The organism is Corynebacterium occultum (assembly GCF_009734425.1).
GTDB classification, from domain to species: Bacteria; Actinomycetota; Actinomycetes; order Mycobacteriales; family Mycobacteriaceae; genus Corynebacterium; species Corynebacterium occultum.
The window spans coordinates 1,887,818-1,903,533 of sequence record NZ_CP046455.1; the positions used below are offsets into that span (position 1 = coordinate 1,887,818).

Genomic DNA, 15,716 nt, shown 5'->3' on the forward strand with positions numbered 1-15,716 from the left:
ACCACAAGCGCTGGAGGACACCGTTCTGACATTCGGCGGGTGTGACATAAAAACTCAGGTGCTGTCGCCAATCGTGCACTGCACGCATCCCGAGAAATCCGATCCATGGGCATCTTCTCGGGTCGTCATTTCCCCCGTGAGGTCATCCTGTGGGCGGTGCGCAGCTCACTGCCGCTACGGCGGTGAGCTGACCTAAGACCTCGAAGAGATGACGACCGAACGTGGCGTGCCGGTCGATCACACCACCATCTCTACCGCTGGGTCCAGAAATACGCCCCTGAACTCGATAAACAAACCCGGTGGTATCGGCAGGTACCCGACTGGCAGGCCAGTTCCCGGCGGGTGGATGAGACCTACATCCGGGTCGGCGGCACGTGGTGCTACCTCTGATCTGTCGATCACCTCAGGTGGCCAGACCCTGGACTGCTACCTCTCACTGAAGAGAAACGTCGCGGCGGCCAAGCGTTTCCTGGCCAAGACGCTGCGGTCGAATACATCGGCAGGCTATCCGCTGGTGATCAGCACCGACAAGGCACCCTCCCTGGCCAAGGCGATTGCTGAACTGAAGGCGGAGGGAATATGTCCTCCGACGGTGGAGCATCGGCGGGTGAAATACCGTGGGCAACGTCATTGAAGGCGATCATGGCCGACTGAAAAGAATCCTGGGTCCGAAGGGAGCGTTCAAAAACCGGACGTCCGCCTACCGGACGGTGAAAGGGATGGAAACGATGCACGGAAAGGTGCAGGGTGCGATGTTTGCCTACGGTCACCCGAACCCGGATGCAGTGATTGACAGCCGGGTATTCGAGACGGCCTGACAACACAGACGCATAGCGCTGATCGCACAATAAAAATGGAGCCTTCTTGGCTCCCGCCCCAAGTTTGCAACAGCACCACCTTGAGCTGGCGACGCCGGGGCTGACGCGACGTCGCCAAGCGGGGCTGTTAAGCCGAGGCCGGCTCCCCTTCGGCGGCAAGCTGACCACAGGCAGCCGAAATCTCATCGCCCTTGGTGTCACGCACGGTGCAGGGAACACCCTTGGCGATGACGCGGCGGACGAACTCATCCTGGCGATCCTTCGGGGACGCATCCCACTTGGAGCCGGGAGTCGGGTTCAGGGGAATGAGGTTGACGTGCACACGGGAACCGAGCGCTTTGTGCAGCTTCTCACCCAACATGTCAGCGCGCCAACCCTGATCGTTGATGTCACGGATCAAGGCGTACTCGATGGAGACGCGACGACCGGACTTATCGGCGTAGTAGCGGGCGGCATCAAGTACCTCCTGCACCGACCAACGGTTGTTCACTGGGACGAGTGTGTCGCGCAGCTCATCATCGGGGGTGTGCAGGGAGACCGCGAGGGTCACCGAGAGTTCCTCATCGGCAAGCTTGCGGATCGCCGGGGCCAGCCCCACCGTGGAGACGGTGACATTGCGCTGGGAGATGCCGAAACCCTGCGGGCTGGGTGAGGTGATCTGCCGGACCGCAGACACCACACGCTTGTAGTTGGCCAGCGGTTCGCCCATGCCCATGAAGACGATATTGGACAGTCGGGATCCCTCAGCCTGCATGGTGGCGGCCGCCGCCCGGACCTGATCCACGATCTCAGCGGTGGAGAGGTTACGGTCCAGGCCACCCTGGCCGGTGGCACAGAAGGGGCAGGCCATGCCGCAGCCCGCCTGGGAGGAGATACACAGGGTCGCCCGTTCCGGGTAACGCATCAGCACCGACTCCAGGAGAATCGAGTCATGCAGCTTCCAGAGGGTCTTCTGGGTGTCTCCGTCATCGGTCTCGACGACTCGGACCGGGGTCATCAGGTTCGGGAAGAGAGCCTCCTGAACCTTCTCCCGCGCGGCGGCGGGAAGATCGGTCATGGTGGAGGGATCGGCCTCAAAACGGCCGTAGTAGTGACGGGCGATCTGATCCACCCGGAACTTGGGGAGGCCAAGCTCAGTGACAGCCGTGATACGGGCTTCGGGGTCTAGGTCGGCGAAATGTTTCGGAGGCATGCCGCGCTTTGGGGCGGCGAATTGCAGTTTCACAGGTTCAGCCATGGTGCATACCATCATGTCATGAGATGTGCACCGTTCCCGAATTGTTAGGCGAAAGAATGGCCAATCTGTGGCGAGTTCGATTTTTAAGGACTTAGATGGGACATATGACTAAGCACAACCCAGTGCCCGGAGACCCCACCCGGGAAGAGCCCACTATCCAGCAACCGGAGTTCTCGGATCCGTTCGACTCCGGGGTGGAAACCACTTCCCTGCCCGCGGTTTCCTCACTCCCGGAGCAGCAGGAAACACCTCCGGAGGAGGAGCTCAGCACAGAGGTGGAAACCACCAAGAAGAAGGGTGGTAGGGCCGGCAAGAAGATCCAGTCTCCGCCGGAGAAGGTGCAGGGCTCCCTGGCCGGCAGCACCTGGGTGGCGTTGATCGTGGGCCTGCTGCTCCTGATCCTGCTGATCGTATTCATCATGCAGAACCAGCAGCAGGTGCAACTGAACCTTTTCACCTGGTCCTTCCAATTCCCCGCCGGTATCGGATATCTGATCACCGCGATCACCGGTGGACTGATCGTCGCCATGGTCGGCGGGGTCCGGATGCTCGAGCTGCGCCGCCAGGTCAGGAAGGCTCAGCGCCAGCAGCACTGAAACTGAATGCTTCCGGCAGCAGCTGTCACCGGAAAAGTAGTGGGAAGCCCCCTGGGATCTGATCTTGATGATCCAGGGGGCTTCGCTGTGGTGACACTTTGTGGTGGCGCCTTATGGTGGCACTTTCTCATCTCGGGAAGAGACCAGGGTGGCGCGGGGTGGTTCGAGGTGCTGCGGGATGGTGCGGGGGTGCTGCTAAGCGGCGTGGTTAGCCACCGATCAGGCTGAGAATCAACCAGGTCACGGTGGCTGCGGGCAGCATGCCGTCAATACGGTCCATCATGCCGCCGTGGCCAGGCAGCAGATTCGACATGTCCTTGATGCCGAGTTCGCGTTTGAACTGCGACTCCACCAGGTCACCTAAGGTGGCGCAGCAGGCCAGCAGCAGCCCGAGCAGGGTGCCCCACCACCAGTCCTGGTGCAGCAGGAAATGGACCGACAGGGCACCGGCGAGCATGGCGAAACCAACCGAACCTGCGAAACCCTCCCAGGATTTCTTGGGACTGACCGCAGGTGCCATCGGATGACTGCCAAAGCTGACGCCGGCGATATAGCCGCCGGTGTCGGAGGCGACCACACAGAGCATGAAGGTGACGATGTAGAAGCCACCGGCCACCCCATTTCCCTCAATCAGGGCGATCATGGCGGCGAAAGTACCGAACATCGGAATCCAGGTGAGGACGAAGATGCTGACCGCAGTATCGCGCACATAGTTTTGCGGTGGGGTGTTACGACCGTGGTGGAAGAGCCTGCCGACCATCATCCCCAGCACCCCGATGACATAGGCGGCGACCAGACCGGTGGTGCCGAGGGGCCAGGAGGCCCAGATCATCGCCTGCCCCATGATGATCATCAGGGTGCGTGGCAGGACATAACCACCCTCCCGCAGGCGGGTACACACCTCCCAGGTCGCCAGGGCCATGGCCACCGCCACCAGCGGATACCAGGCCACCGGGCCAACGAAAACCGCAATCAGGACGAGTGCTCCCAGAAGGGCACCCACCCCGATGGCGGCTTTGAGATTACGACCGGCGGAATGTTTCGGTTTGGGAAACCGTCTTATACCGGTGCCTGCGGCTGCTTCGCTCAACTGGACCCTTTCCTCAAAGCTCTGGCCAACGGCGCCGCAAAGATAAAGAAGGCACGGCCGCCCGCTTTTCACCGGTTAACCGGTAGTTCCCCCACATCTTAATCAATGAGTGAGGAAATCACGGGCAGGCTGTGCCTGCTGAGCCCGCCGATTTTAGTGGAATCGGCAAGCAAGTCGGCCGGATGCGGCCGAAGTTGGTCTATTTTCAACAGACCCGGGGAGCAGTGGAGAGTTAAACCTCCATCAGCTCCTTCTCCTTGCGCTCCACGACCTCGTCGACCTGGCCGACGTAGGTGGCGGTGACCTTGTCCAGTTCTTTCTCGGCTGCCTGAACCTCATCCTCGCCGGCGTCGCCGTCCTTCTGCAGCTTCTTCAGCTGGTCCATGCCCTTGCGGCGGACGTTACGGATGGCTACCTTGCCGTCCTCACCTTTGCCCTTGGCCAGCTTCACCATGTCGCGGCGACGCTCCTCGGTCAGCTGCGGGATGGTCACACGCAGCACCTGGCCATCATTGGTGGGGTTGACACCGAGATCAGAGTTGCGGATTGCTTTCTCGATATCACCCATGGAGGACATCTCATAGGGCTTGATCAGCAGCATGCGCGGTTCCGGCACCGAGATGGTGGCCATCTGGGTGATCGGGGTCATGGAGCCGTAGTACTCGGCCGTCACACCGTTGAACATGGCGGGGTTGGCACGGCCAGTACGGATCGTGGTCAGATCGTCACGGGTGTGCTCCACGGTGGCGCCCATGCGCTCCTCGGCCTCGAAAAGAATCTCGTCAATCATGTCAGTTAATTCCCTGTCTGCTTCTTTTTATCGGGCACACTCCGGTGGTGCGGCAGCGGGTTCGCACCGCTTTCAGGATGCCACACCCCGAGGTGTCCTACTTGTCCAAATCTATCAGGAACGCACCAGCTCTATCAGGAACGCACCAGCGTGCCGATCGGCTCCCCCGCAACCGCCCGGGCAATATTGCCCTCGGTGAGCAGGTTGAACACCATGATCGGCATATCGTTGTCCATGCAGAGACTGAAGGCGGTGGCATCAGCGACCTTCAACCCCTTCTCGATGACCTCACGCGGGGTGACCCGGGTGTAGAGCTCGGCATCCGGGTTGGTGCGCGGATCAGCAGAGAAGACACCGTCCACGGCCTTGGCCATCAGCAGCACATCGCAGCCGATCTCCAGGGCACGTTGGGCGGCGGTGGTGTCGGTGGAGAAGTAGGGCATACCCATGCCGGCACCGAAGATGACCACCCGGCCCTTCTCCAGGTGACGGGCGGCACGCAGCGGCAGGTAGGGCTCAGCGATCTGCGCCATGTTGATCGCGGTCTGCACGCGGGTCTCCACACCGGCCTGGATCAGGAAATCCTGCAGTGCCAGACAGTTCATGACGGTGCCCAGCATGCCCATGTAATCGGAGCGGGCACGGTCCATGCCACGCTGCTGCAGCTGCGCCCCACGGAAGAAGTTGCCACCGCCGATGACGACGGCCACCTCGGTGCCGCTCTTGGCCACTTCAGCGATCTGCCGGGCAACGTTCTCCACGACATCCGGATCGATGCCGACTTCTCCCCCGCCGAACATCTCACCGCCCAGCTTGAGCATGACCCGCTTATAGCCGGTCTTCTGGTCGCTTTCAGGGGAGGTTGTCACGTTGGGCACTCCTTTGTGTGGGGCAAGGGGACGGGCACTTCAGGCTCCGGACCCCGGTGTTGCGGGGGTGTTCCGGAAATTCCGCCTCAATCCTACCGTGAGTACCTGACAATGATCCTCACCGACCACACCCTCCTGCTTTACGACGCCCCGCAGGGGCCCCGGCGGGGCGCCTGCCCGGGGCAGGCTTGGGTGGGTGCCATAGGGTGGATTCCCAGCTTGGATTCGAGTGGTGGAAAGCAAAACCCCCGGGTCCGCAGCGTACTGCAAATCCGGGGGTTTAAGACTTCAAAGGTGTGAAGTCCAGGCGAACTTAAGCCTGGCCGACCTCGAAGCGGGCGAAGGAGGTGATGGTGGTGCCAGCCTCATCCAGCAGTGCCTTGACGGTCTTCTTGGAGTCGGCGACAGAAGCCTGCTCCAGGAGGACGACGTCCTTGTAGAAACCGTTCAGACGACCCTCGACGATCTTCGGGATAGCCTGCTCCGGCTTGCCCTCCTCGCGGGTGATCTGCTCGGCGATGGAGCGCTCCTTCTCAACTACCTCAGCCGGAACGTCCTCACGGGTCAGGTAGCCAGCCTTCAGCGCGGCAACCTGCATAGCAGCCTGACGTGCGGCAGCCTCAGCCTCTTCACCCTCGCCGGTGTAGGCGACCATGACGCCGACTGCCGGGGGCAGGTCAGCGGAACGGTGGTGGAGGTAAACAGCGACCTTGTCACCCTCGAGGGTGGCGGCGCGACGCAGCTCAAGCTTCTCGCCGATCTTGGCGGAGAACTCCTGCAGAGCCTCCCCAGCGGTCTTGCCTTCGAACTGAGCAGCAGCCAGCTCTTCCTGGGAGTTAGCCTTGGCAGCAGCTGCAGCCTCAGCGATCTTGGCGGCGAACTCCTTGAAATCGGCGTTCTTGGCCACGAAGTCAGTCTCGGAGTTGACCTCGACCATGGTGTTGCCGGAAACGGCAATCAGACCCTCGGTGGCGTTGCGCTCAGCGCGCTTGCCCACGTCCTTGGCGCCCTTGATGCGAAGGATCTCAACGGCCTTCTCGAAATCGCCGTCGGTCTCATCGAGAGCCTTCTTGCAATCGAGCATGCCGGAGCCGGTGAGCTCACGGAGCTTCTTGACATCTGCAGCGGTGTAGTTCGCCATGATTCGGGCGATCCTCCTTTAGTAGGAATATTCTTCGTTGGAAAGCGTACTCGACACTTCCAGTCTGTGCTGGAGACCCGCCCGCAGGGGGCATGGGGCAGTCGGCACAACTTCCCAATATAGATGGGAAAGGCCCCCACGTTCCCACTCACCCTCACGCAGATCCTGGGGATCACGTGTGAGTCGTGGGTTCATGAGGGTCCAGGGTGGCCTTACCGGGGGTCAGGCCACCTTTTAAGCAGCAACTAAATTAGTTGGTTGCCTCGCCCGACTCTGCGGGTGCAGCAGCCTGCTCCTCGGCCGGAGCCTCGGTCTGCTCTTCAGCCGGAGCCTCAACCTCGGCCGGAGCCTCAGCGGGGGTCTCGGCAGGGGTTTCGGTAGCTGCGACAGCCTCGGCATCCTTCTCGGCGGACTCGCCGGCGGCATCCTTGGCTGCGGCGAGCTGACGCTCTTCGCGAGCCTGCTTGCCCTGTTCCACAGCAGTGGAAATCACGCGGGAAAGCAGAGCGGTGGAACGGATTGCGTCATCGTTGCCCGGAACCGGGAAGTCAACGACATCCGGGTCACAGTTGGTGTCCAGGATGGCGACAACCGGGATGTTCAGCTTGTGAGCTTCGCTGACAGCGATGTGCTCCTTGTTGGTATCGATGATCCAGAGTGCAGAAGGCACCTTGGTCATATCAGCGATACCGCCGAGGACGCGCTCCAGCTTGGTACGCTCACGGGTCAGCATGAGGATTTCCTTCTTGGTGCGACCCTCGTAGCCGTCCTCAGCCTCGTCCATTGCCTGCAGTTCCTTCATGCGGTGCAGACGCTTGGACACGGTCTGGAAGTTGGTCAGCATACCGCCGAGCCAACGGTGGTTGACGTAGGGCATACCGACGCGGGAAGCCTCGGTTGCGACAGCTTCCTGGGCCTGCTTCTTGGTGCCGACGAAGAGGATGCTGCCACCGTGGGCAACGGTCTCCTTGACGAACTCGAAGGCCTGATCGATGTAGGTCAGGGTCTGCTGCAGGTCAATGATGTAGATGCCGTTACGGTCGGTGAAGATGAAACGACGCATCTTCGGGTTCCAACGACGGGTCTGGTGGCCGAAGTGGACACCGGCATCGAGAAGCTCGCGCATGGTTACAACTGCCATGGGATGCTCCCTTTCTGTAGTTGTGCTTTTGGTTTTCATGACATGTGCGGGTTTTGGAGTTGTCCCGCACCCTGGCGATCGAGGACACACCCGACACCCGTTCCAATGAAGGAGCGGGACCTCGTCAGGAGCGGTCCCCTTGGAATCAAGGGGGCTCGGCCGCGCGTAGTCAATGCTTCTGAATGGAGATCCCAGAACGGTTGAACCTGCTCAAGGCATGTTCATCTGTCACGAGATCCGATTCGGACACACTGCTGTGCAGCATTATACCGCGAAGCAACAGTCTCTCCAAACAGATCCTGGTTTCATCCACAGTTGAAACCACTTCCACACCAACCACCCCATATTCCACAGCCAGACAGGAGGCTGGGTGGGAAGATGTGCCTTGGGAGCAGAGAATCAGAGGCATGCGGATGATGCTGGAAAAGATGATGAGGACTCGGCATCCCCACCCCAGAGCGGTGCCCGCCAATTATCTGCTGCTGGGGGTGTTGCTTGCCGAATGTTTAAATGCGGGATACTTGAATGTCGGGCCAGGAAATGTCGAAGCAACACCACCGGGGGTGGTTGTGGAAACCACGGCATCCGTGGTTGAGCTGCAGGAGCTCAATGAAGGAGCCCCTTTCATCCATGAGCGCAGCCTTTTTGCCGGGTTCAACTCCCCCACCGAGACGGATTTTGCTGCCGGGGCAGCGCTTGAATCACACGGCGGGGTTGAGAGGCATTCCTATGTGGATCCGAGCAGCGGTGACCCCCATGCCAGGGCGGTGCTCAGGGCCTTCGATAAACCCGCCCAGAACTGGCTTCCCGGGCACCGCGGTGTGGATCTCGACCTGGCGGTGGGCGCTCCGGTGATGGCCGCCGGGGATGGGGTGGTCGCCTTCGCCGGACAGGTCGCCGGCACCCCAACCCTGTCCATTGACCACCCTGACGGGATCCGAACCACCTACCAACCGGTATTCGCCACAGTGCGCCAGGGAGATGAGGTCCGGGGCGGCCAGGAGATCGGCAAGTTGGCGAATCCGGTGGACCATGGGCCTGGCCTGCACTGGGGCGCGCGGCGGGGTGAAGAGTACCTGAACCCCCTGAGCCTGCTGGCGGAGGTGGTGATCCGGCTCAAGCCCGTGGATGCGCCCGCGAGTAGACATCCTTGAGTCGTTGAGCAGAAACATGGGTGTAGATCTGGGTGGTCTGCAGGGAGGAATGGCCGAGCATCTCCTGCACCACGCGCAGATCCGCCCCACCTTCCAGCAGGTGGGTGGCAGCGGTATGTCGCAAACCGTGGGGTGTCAGCCCATTGACCCCGGTCAGCTCTGCAGCCCGGGACACCACCCGACGCACCTGGCGGGGATCAATGCGCCCACCCCGAACCCCCAGGAAGAGTGCATCGTTATCCCGCACAAAGACCGGTCGCCCCTGCTCCAGCCACTGGTCGAGAGCATCGGCAGCAGCCGCACCGAAAGGCACCACCCGTTCTTTATCACCCTTACCCCGCACCTTGGCCGTGCGTCGTTGCAGGTCAACGTCTTCGAGGTTCAGCCCGCAGAGTTCCGCCACCCGCACGCCGGTGGCGTAGAGCAGTTCCAGCATGGCACTGTCACGGAGAAATTCCGGTTCATCCGCGGAGGCGGCATTGCCCATGAGTTCCCCAGCCTGCCGCTCCCCCAGCACCTGTGGCAGGGGGCGGTTGATCTTCGCATTGACCAGGCGAGCGGCGACATCAGATTCCAGGTGACCCTGCTTCACCGCCCAGGAGCTGAAGGAACGCAGGGAGGCGGTACGTCTTGCCAGCGTAGCGCGGGAAAGTCCGGCATCGACACCTTCCGCCAACCAGGCCCGAAGGTTGTTCAGGGTGAACTCGCTGAAAGTTCCGACCTTCGTTGCCAGTCCCCGAAGATCCGAACGGTAACTTTTCACGGTCGCCTGGGAACGCCCGGCCACCAGGAGCTGATGCTCCGCAAAGTCTTCGATGGCCTCGAGCAGCTGGCTGTTTCGGAAGGTTTCACTTATTTTCTTCTGCGACATGGCTGACACCTCCGGACTTGGGGGATCTTCCTGGAATACGGAAAAAGGCGACGCGGTCCGTTGCCTCCGCGTCGCCTTCCCCATTTGACTCACCCATAATCCACAACCCTAGTCGCCCTGGGGATCTCGACCGTGATCTCCTCTCAAAAGACAACGGTCGGGATTTATTCCCCCGGCGGGGCTACTGAGACATCCAGCCCGATGCCTCAGCAACTTAACTTAGGCTTGCCTGGCCTACTTTAGGTCGCCTTTTTGATTAACGCAAGAGATTCGAGAAAATTCTTCAAATCCCCTGCTCAGGCGGACTCTCCCCGGGCCCAGCTAGTACCGGAACGTCGCACCAGACCCCGCTTACTCAGATCCACCAGCAGATGAACCGTCAATGCCAGAGGCAGACCAGCCGCAGCCGCCACCACCTCAGTCTCCACCTCCGCATCAGGTTCCAGGCAATCAAAGATCTTCAACTCATTGTGGCTGAGCTGCTGGACCGGTGTACCTGCGTACATCAGCTCATACTGAGCTGCGACATCAACCTCTCCCAGGGCACCGAGCAACTCTCGGACATCATCGGAGCCGGTCACCAGTTGCGCCCGACCATCCCGGATGCGTTCATGACATCCCAGGGAATTCGCACTGGTCACCGGTCCGGGCACCGCCATCGCCACCTTGCCCAGGGCGCTGGCCCAGCTCAAGGTGTTCAAGGCACCCGACCGCCACGCCGCCTCCACAATCACCGTCCCACCCGTCATGGCAGCGACCAGACGGTTGCGGGTGAGGAAACGGTGCCGCTGTGGGGTCACCCCCGGTGGATACTCACTGACCACACTCCCCTGCTCCGCGATGCGCTCAAATAGTGCCCCATTGCGTGCCGGATAGGAATGATCAAGGCCGCAGGCAGCCACCATCACCGTGGCCCCACCCTGATCCAGGGCAGTCCGATGAGCCTCGGTGTCAATCCCCAGCGCCCCGCCAGACACCACCGTCCACTGGTGTGCCACCAGACCAGCAACCAACTGCCGGGTCACCTCCACCCCATAACGACTCTGCGCCCGGGTACCCACCACCGCCACCGATTGTGCGAGCAAGGGTGCCAGCGGAGCACCCCGCACCCAGAGTGCATGGGGCTCCACCGCATCAGAACGATAGGTGCGTAGATGCTCACTGACCCCGGAAGCCGCGAAACCAAAGGCCTGACTGAACGCCGCTTCCGGCCACTCGGCATCCTCCCTGGTGATCAGCCGACCCCCGAGAGCCGCAATCTGCTCCAGATCCTCCTGCGCCCGATCCCAGGAATAACGACTCTCGGTCTCCCCCAGCAGCGGGCCGATCCAGGACTCTCGACGCCGGACACCCTCCGCGATCTCCGCCGCCGCATGCCCCTTATTGAGCAGTTCAGAAAGATGCTTGCTCGGCCCCTCCACCACCCGGGAAAGATAAGCCCAACTCTCCCGGGAACTCACGCCGCCTCCACCAGTTCAACCGTGCCGTGCAGCTCCAGGGCCCGTGCCATATGATCTAGATTCGGCAGGTTTCCGCCCTCCAGATCGCATAGCGTCCAGGCCAACTTCAGCGCCCGGTCAACCCCACGTTGACTGACCTCCGCATCACCCAGATGCGCCCCGAGCAAAGCCATCGCCGCCTCATCCGCCGGGAAAAAACGACGCAGCACATGCGGATCGACGATCGCATTATGAAGATGCCCCAAGCCATGCCGGGACCAACGTTCCCGGGCACGATCCCTGCCCTGCGCCACCCGATCAGCGATCACCGCAGTGGATTCCGCGTCATCGGAACTGATGACCGCACCCCGACCACTGATACGCACCCGAATATCGAGGCGATCCCGCAACGGCCCGGAGAGATTATCCAGATAGGTTGACCGTTGCCGGGGGGTACAGCGACAACGGTGGGCCTCCTCCGCTGCGCAGCGGCAGGGATTCGCCGCCAGAACCAGCTGAAACTGGGCCGGGAACAGCACTTCCCGGCGGGATCGCAGCAGGCGGACAAAACCCTGTTCCAGTGGGGTCCGCAGACCGTCGAGAATAGCCGCCGGAATTTCACTGGCCTCATCAAGGAAGAGCACCCCATGATGTGCCAGGCTCACCGCACCCGGCAGCGGATGTCCGGAACCTCCTCCGAGCAGTGCTGCCCGGGTGATGCTGTGATGCGGGGCGATGAGGGGTGCTCGCCGGATTGCGCCGCGGAAACCGGAGCCCGCTACGGAGTGGACTGCGGAAGTCTCGATGACCTGCTCCGGGGTCAGGGGTGGTAACAATCCCGGTAGGCGGGCCGCGATCATGGATTTGCCGGAGCCCGGTGGGCCTGTCATCAACATGTGATGCCCGCCGGTGGCTGCTACCTCAGCGGCGAAACGGGCTTCCTCCTGCCCGGCGATATCGGCCATGTCCGGGATCTTTTCAGCATGGCCGCCTTCCTCATCGTGATCGACCCCGGGTAGCTCAGCCATCACGGTGGCCCAGCTGTAGACCGCCCGCAGACTGGGAGCCAGCAGCACCTCCACCCCATCCAGCAGGGCCGCTTCCGCAGCGTTTCCCGGAGGCACCAGAACCCGGACGAAACCCTGTTCTCTGGCCGCGAGAAGCCCCGGCAGAATCCCTGGGACGGTCTTGATCGAACCATCCAATCCAACCTCCCCCAGCAGGAGGGTTTCGCCAAGCCGGATGGCCACCTCCGGGTCCTCATTCCGGGCGGTCAACACCGCCATGACCATCGCCAGATCAAGGTGGGAACCCGATTTTGGCAGGGAGGCCGGCGAGAGGCTGAGGATGATCTTGGACCGGGGCCAGTCCAGACCGGAGTTCATGACCGCGGTCCGCATCCGGTCTCTGGCCTCATTGATGGCGGTGTCCCCCATGCCGACGATGTGGGTGCCGGGCAGGCCTGGCCCGATATTGGCTTCAATGCTGACGATGTCCGCCCTCACCCCGGTCAGCGCGGTGGTGAATGTTCTGCCGAGTGCCATCTCAGATCCCCTCGATCAGGTCGATATGGAAGCCGCCCTGTTGATTCGACACCAGCAGCATCACATCAAAACGGATGTTCACCCCTGCTTTAGCGGGGCCGCTCCGCTCGCCGAGCCAGCGGGCAGCGGCGGCCCGGATGCGGCGTCGTTTAGCGGGGGTCACGGACTCCGCACCACCGAAATCCAGGGTGCTGCGTGTCTTCACCTCAATGAAGACGCAGGTGCCATCAGGTTCGCGGGCGATGATGTCTATCTCCCCGATCGGATAACTGATGTTGCGGCCGATGATCTCCGCTCCCCGCTCCCGGTAGAAATCCGCCGTGTAGGCCTCCCCTTGCTTCCCCAGCATCACTCTTCTGTTGTGCTGATCCCCCATGGATATTTCCCCCTTGATCTCTACCTGCTGTTGAATCTGTCTTCTTCAAGATCATCCAGCGGCCATCGGGTTTCAAGGGGGGAAAATAGACAAGGGCCATGTCTGTGGATAAACATGGTCCATCCACAGACATGGCCGGGTGACAGTTGCCACCAGAGCTTTCCTCGACTAATCCGGCATGATCAGATCCGGCTTGTCCAGCTCCTCAATATTGACGTCCTTGTAGGTGATCACCCGGACATAACGGACGAAGCGAGCAGAACGGTACATGTCCCACACCCAGGCATCCGACATTCGGACCTCGTAGTAGACATCACCGCCGTTATTGTGCGGGATCAGCTCAACCGCATTAGCGAGGTAGAAGCGTCGCTCGGTTTCCACGACATAGGAAAACTGGCTGACGACATCGCGGTACTCACGGTAGAGCGACAGCTCGACCTCAGCCTCATAATTGTCGAGTTCTTCAGCGCTCATGACCTGCCTTCCCTTCGTTGCCCGTCCTGTTCACGGGTCGCCCCATCCTGTTCACGCAGCCATTCCTGATGAGACTGCGCCACATTCGCATAACTATATCTGTGCTCGGGGGAGCCGCCGTGGCGGCGCACCGCAGCCATATGGGAACTACTCCCATAACCCTTGTGCGAAGCCAAACCATAAGCGGGATAGCGCCCATCAAGTTCCACCATATAATCATCCCTGGTCTGCTTGGCCAGAACACTGGCTGCGGCGATACATCGGGCAGCCGCATCACCGCCGATCACCGGCAGGCTCGGAATCCCCAGCCCCGGTACCCGCATCGCATCTGTGAGGACATACCCTGGCCGCAGCTCCAAGGCGGCCACCGCACGCCGCATCCCGGAGATATTGGCGTGCTGGATGCCCCGGGAATCAACCTCCCACGCGGAAATGGAGATCACCGACCAGGCCAGGGCCTTGTTCTTGATGATCGGCATGAGTTCCTGCCTTAACTTCGCACTGAGCTGTTTGGAGTCAGTCAAGCGATCCAGTTCCGGGATTGGCCTGTCCGGGAGGATGCAGGCCGCAATGGTGATGGGACCGCAACAGGCCCCACGGCCAGCCTCGTCCACCCCGGCGACCGGGCCCAGTCCCTGCCGGGAGAGCGCAACCTCATAGGTCCGCAGCTGTTTGAGTCGACGCACCCGCACCATGGGGATCAAGAAACCTGTTCCTGGGAGGGGTCAGTCCTGGATGTCCGGGTCATCCACCCCGCCGATACGGCCCAGCGGGAAGATGATGGACTGAACCTTGCCGCGGATATTTTCCTCCGGAATGGTGCCCTGATACTGGTCGCCGATGTGGTAGCGCGAGTCCATGGAGTTGGTGCGGTTATCGCCCATCATGAAGTAGTGGTTCTCAGGCACCGTGAGCGGACCGAAGTAGTTACCCCCGCACTCCTCAGAACCGGTGTTCGGGTCCACCGCGAACTGGGCCGGCTGGAGGGTGTAGGAATCATCAACCTGGGCCCCGTCAACCATGATCCCGGGATCTCCTGCCTGGCAGGACACCGTCTGGCCACCGGTGGCGACAATGCGCTTGACCAGGTTGTTCTCATCTGGGGCGACGAGCCCCACGTAGGAACCAAAGTTCTGCAGACCCCGGATCACGGAGTTCTCCGAGCGTGGGGAAATATAGGCGGTGTTCCAGGATTCGGTGCCTTCGTAGACCACGACATCACCGGGCTCCGGATCGGAGAGGGCGTAGGAGATCTTGTCCACGAAAATACGGTCACCGGTGCAGCCCTCACAACCGTGAAGGGTGGGTTCCATGGAGGCAGAGGGGATCAGGTACATCCGGCCCACAAAAGTCTGGAAGACAAAAATGAGCAGCAGGGTCAGGACAATGACCACCGGCACCTCGATGTACCAGGGGGTGCCTTTCTTTTCCGGCTCCTCTTCCGCCCCGGTTTCCTCCGCTTTCGCAGAGTCCGCGGAAAGTGCCGGGCTATCCTCGTCCCGATGGTTTTCGGGCACCGCGCCCCTATTCTGGTCAGCGTTCAGGCCACCGGGTTGGCCGGCTGGGTTCGGGCGGGATGAATCAGTCACGCCTGACAACTCTAGCAGGCACCCTTTCCCCTACCCGCCGCAACATGGCCCGCGTCGATCCGGGGAGGGGTGGGCGTCGCAAAGCACGGCCTGAACCGGGGGGATATACCGGAGCAGGCCTGGCGGACCGGAAAAACCACCCCGGGCAGCGAGAAAATTCGCTGCCCGGGGTGGTCCAGGTCAAAGCTTCAGACAAACCTCCGGAAGAGGTGTGAAATCAGCGCTTCTCCTTGATCTTCGCTGCCTTGCCGCGCAGTTCGCGCAGGTAGTACAGCTTCGCACGACGGACATCGCCGCGGCGGATGATCTCGATCTTTTCGATGTTCGGGGAGTGAACCGGGAAGGTACGCTCGACACCGATACCGAAGGAAACCTTACGGACGGTGAAGGTCTCGCGGATGCCGCCACCCTGGCGACGGATGCAAACACCCTTGAACAGCTGGGTACGGGTGTTGCTGCCCTCGATGACCTTGACGTGGACGTCAAGGGTATCGCCGGGGCGGAAAGCCGGGACGTCGTCGCGCAGCTGTGCTGCATCAATCTTGTCGATGAGGTTCATATTTAAACAATCCTTATGGTTGCACTGG

The 15,716-nt window shown here is 61.4% G+C and carries 16 protein-coding genes and 1 pseudogene; 3 read left to right on the plus strand and 14 right to left on the minus strand.

The genetic code is table 11. From position 1 onward, the window contains the following. The first annotated feature begins 105 nt into the window (after window positions 1-105). Window positions 106-818, plus strand: a pseudogene (locus COCCU_RS08785) (IS6 family transposase). 127 nt (window positions 819-945) lie between these two features. Here the strand turns inward: COCCU_RS08785 and rlmN are convergent. Continuing rightward, window positions 946-2,055, minus strand: a complete 1,110-nt coding sequence (rlmN, locus tag COCCU_RS08790) for a 23S rRNA (adenine(2503)-C(2))-methyltransferase RlmN (protein WP_156231158.1) — start codon at window positions 2,053-2,055, stop codon at window positions 946-948. A gap of 104 nt (window positions 2,056-2,159) precedes the next feature. Between rlmN and COCCU_RS08795 the strand changes: the two genes are divergently transcribed. Continuing rightward, the gene (locus COCCU_RS08795; protein ID WP_156231159.1) at window positions 2,160-2,651 is read left to right on the plus strand and encodes a lipopolysaccharide assembly protein LapA domain-containing protein; all 492 of its coding nucleotides are present in this window, start codon (window positions 2,160-2,162) and stop codon (window positions 2,649-2,651) included. Window positions 2,652-2,859: 208 nt separating this feature from the next. On the opposite strand, the gene COCCU_RS08800 is transcribed toward COCCU_RS08795, so the two are convergent. The 5 genes from COCCU_RS08800 to rpsB all read right to left on the minus strand — a co-directional run bounded on the left by COCCU_RS08800 (window position 2,860) and on the right by rpsB (window position 7,682). Beyond that, entirely contained in the window at window positions 2,860-3,741 is an 882-nt protein-coding gene (locus COCCU_RS08800; RefSeq protein ID WP_231598714.1) for a phosphatidate cytidylyltransferase, read from the minus strand. A 232-nt stretch (window positions 3,742-3,973) separates the two neighbouring features. Further along, on the minus strand, window positions 3,974-4,531 hold the full coding sequence (gene frr / locus COCCU_RS08805) for a ribosome recycling factor (protein WP_156231160.1): 558 nt from the start codon (window positions 4,529-4,531) through the stop codon (window positions 3,974-3,976). A gap of 134 nt (window positions 4,532-4,665) precedes the next feature. After that, window positions 4,666-5,352, minus strand: coding sequence for a UMP kinase (gene pyrH / locus COCCU_RS08810; RefSeq protein WP_407924170.1), 687 nt, complete (start codon window positions 5,350-5,352; stop codon window positions 4,666-4,668). Between the two features lie 361 nt (window positions 5,353-5,713). After that, window positions 5,714-6,541: a translation elongation factor Ts gene (tsf, locus tag COCCU_RS08815; RefSeq protein ID WP_156231162.1), complete on the minus strand. Its 828-nt coding sequence runs from the start codon at window positions 6,539-6,541 to the stop codon at window positions 5,714-5,716. A gap of 250 nt (window positions 6,542-6,791) precedes the next feature. Then, on the minus strand, window positions 6,792-7,682 hold the full coding sequence (gene rpsB / locus COCCU_RS08820; protein WP_156231163.1) for a 30S ribosomal protein S2: 891 nt from the start codon (window positions 7,680-7,682) through the stop codon (window positions 6,792-6,794). A gap of 731 nt (window positions 7,683-8,413) precedes the next feature. On the opposite strand from rpsB, the gene COCCU_RS14690 reads away from it, so the two are divergent. After that, window positions 8,414-8,836 (plus strand): M23 family metallopeptidase, encoded by a 423-nt coding sequence (locus tag COCCU_RS14690; protein WP_231598934.1) that lies wholly within the window; start codon window positions 8,414-8,416, stop codon window positions 8,834-8,836. Here COCCU_RS14690 and xerA read toward each other — a convergent pair. The 8 genes from xerA to rplS form a co-directional block, all read right to left on the minus strand. Next, entirely contained in the window at window positions 8,799-9,707 is a 909-nt protein-coding gene (xerA, locus tag COCCU_RS08830; protein WP_197088324.1) for a site-specific tyrosine recombinase/integron integrase, read from the minus strand. The genes COCCU_RS14690 and xerA overlap by 38 nt on opposite strands. 296 nt (window positions 9,708-10,003) lie before the next feature. After that, window positions 10,004-11,167, minus strand: coding sequence for a DNA-processing protein DprA (gene dprA / locus COCCU_RS08835; protein ID WP_156231165.1), 1,164 nt, complete (start codon window positions 11,165-11,167; stop codon window positions 10,004-10,006). Further along, window positions 11,164-12,690: a YifB family Mg chelatase-like AAA ATPase gene (locus COCCU_RS08840; RefSeq protein ID WP_156231166.1), complete on the minus strand. Its 1,527-nt coding sequence runs from the start codon at window positions 12,688-12,690 to the stop codon at window positions 11,164-11,166. The genes dprA and COCCU_RS08840 overlap by 4 nt, the downstream gene beginning before the upstream one ends. Window position 12,691: 1 nt before the next feature. After that, entirely contained in the window at window positions 12,692-13,066 is a 375-nt protein-coding gene (locus COCCU_RS08845; RefSeq protein WP_156231167.1) for a YraN family protein, read from the minus strand. A 168-nt stretch (window positions 13,067-13,234) separates the two neighbouring features. Further along, the gene (locus COCCU_RS08850; RefSeq protein ID WP_156231168.1) at window positions 13,235-13,540 is read right to left on the minus strand and encodes a DUF2469 domain-containing protein; all 306 of its coding nucleotides are present in this window, start codon (window positions 13,538-13,540) and stop codon (window positions 13,235-13,237) included. Beyond that, a complete protein-coding gene (locus COCCU_RS08855; protein ID WP_197088505.1) occupies window positions 13,537-14,235 on the minus strand; it encodes a ribonuclease HII in 699 nt (232 codons plus the stop codon). The genes COCCU_RS08850 and COCCU_RS08855 overlap by 4 nt, the downstream gene beginning before the upstream one ends. A gap of 30 nt (window positions 14,236-14,265) precedes the next feature. Next, window positions 14,266-15,129: a signal peptidase I gene (gene lepB / locus COCCU_RS08860; protein ID WP_231598716.1), complete on the minus strand. Its 864-nt coding sequence runs from the start codon at window positions 15,127-15,129 to the stop codon at window positions 14,266-14,268. A 217-nt stretch (window positions 15,130-15,346) separates the two neighbouring features. Continuing rightward, entirely contained in the window at window positions 15,347-15,688 is a 342-nt protein-coding gene (gene rplS, locus COCCU_RS08865; RefSeq protein ID WP_156231169.1) for a 50S ribosomal protein L19, read from the minus strand. Window positions 15,689-15,716 lie beyond the last annotated feature (28 nt).

What these genes read in the sequence shown, in the direction of transcription:
- COCCU_RS08845 (WP_156231167.1), bottom strand. Translation starts at nt 13,066, where the DNA reads ATGGGGGATCAGCACAACAGAAGAGTGATGCTGGGGAAGCAAGGGGAG.
- rplS (WP_156231169.1), bottom strand. Translation starts at nt 15,688, where the DNA reads ATGAACCTCATCGACAAGATTGATGCAGCACAGCTGCGCGACGACGTC.
- xerA (WP_197088324.1), bottom strand. Translation starts at nt 9,707, where the DNA reads ATGTCGCAGAAGAAAATAAGTGAAACCTTCCGAAACAGCCAGCTGCTC.
- pyrH (WP_407924170.1), bottom strand. Translation starts at nt 5,352, where the DNA reads ATGCTCAAGCTGGGCGGTGAGATGTTCGGCGGGGGAGAAGTCGGCATC.
- COCCU_RS08840 (WP_156231166.1), bottom strand. Translation starts at nt 12,690, where the DNA reads ATGGCACTCGGCAGAACATTCACCACCGCGCTGACCGGGGTGAGGGCG.
- COCCU_RS08850 (WP_156231168.1), bottom strand. Translation starts at nt 13,540, where the DNA reads ATGAGCGCTGAAGAACTCGACAATTATGAGGCTGAGGTCGAGCTGTCG.
- frr (WP_156231160.1), bottom strand. Translation starts at nt 4,531, where the DNA reads ATGATTGACGAGATTCTTTTCGAGGCCGAGGAGCGCATGGGCGCCACC.
- rpsB (WP_156231163.1), bottom strand. Translation starts at nt 7,682, where the DNA reads ATGGCAGTTGTAACCATGCGCGAGCTTCTCGATGCCGGTGTCCACTTC.
- COCCU_RS08855 (WP_197088505.1), bottom strand. Translation starts at nt 14,235, where the DNA reads ATGGTGCGGGTGCGTCGACTCAAACAGCTGCGGACCTATGAGGTTGCG.
- tsf (WP_156231162.1), bottom strand. Translation starts at nt 6,541, where the DNA reads ATGGCGAACTACACCGCTGCAGATGTCAAGAAGCTCCGTGAGCTCACC.
- COCCU_RS08795 (WP_156231159.1), top strand. Translation starts at nt 2,160, where the DNA reads ATGACTAAGCACAACCCAGTGCCCGGAGACCCCACCCGGGAAGAGCCC.
- rlmN (WP_156231158.1), bottom strand. Translation starts at nt 2,055, where the DNA reads ATGGCTGAACCTGTGAAACTGCAATTCGCCGCCCCAAAGCGCGGCATG.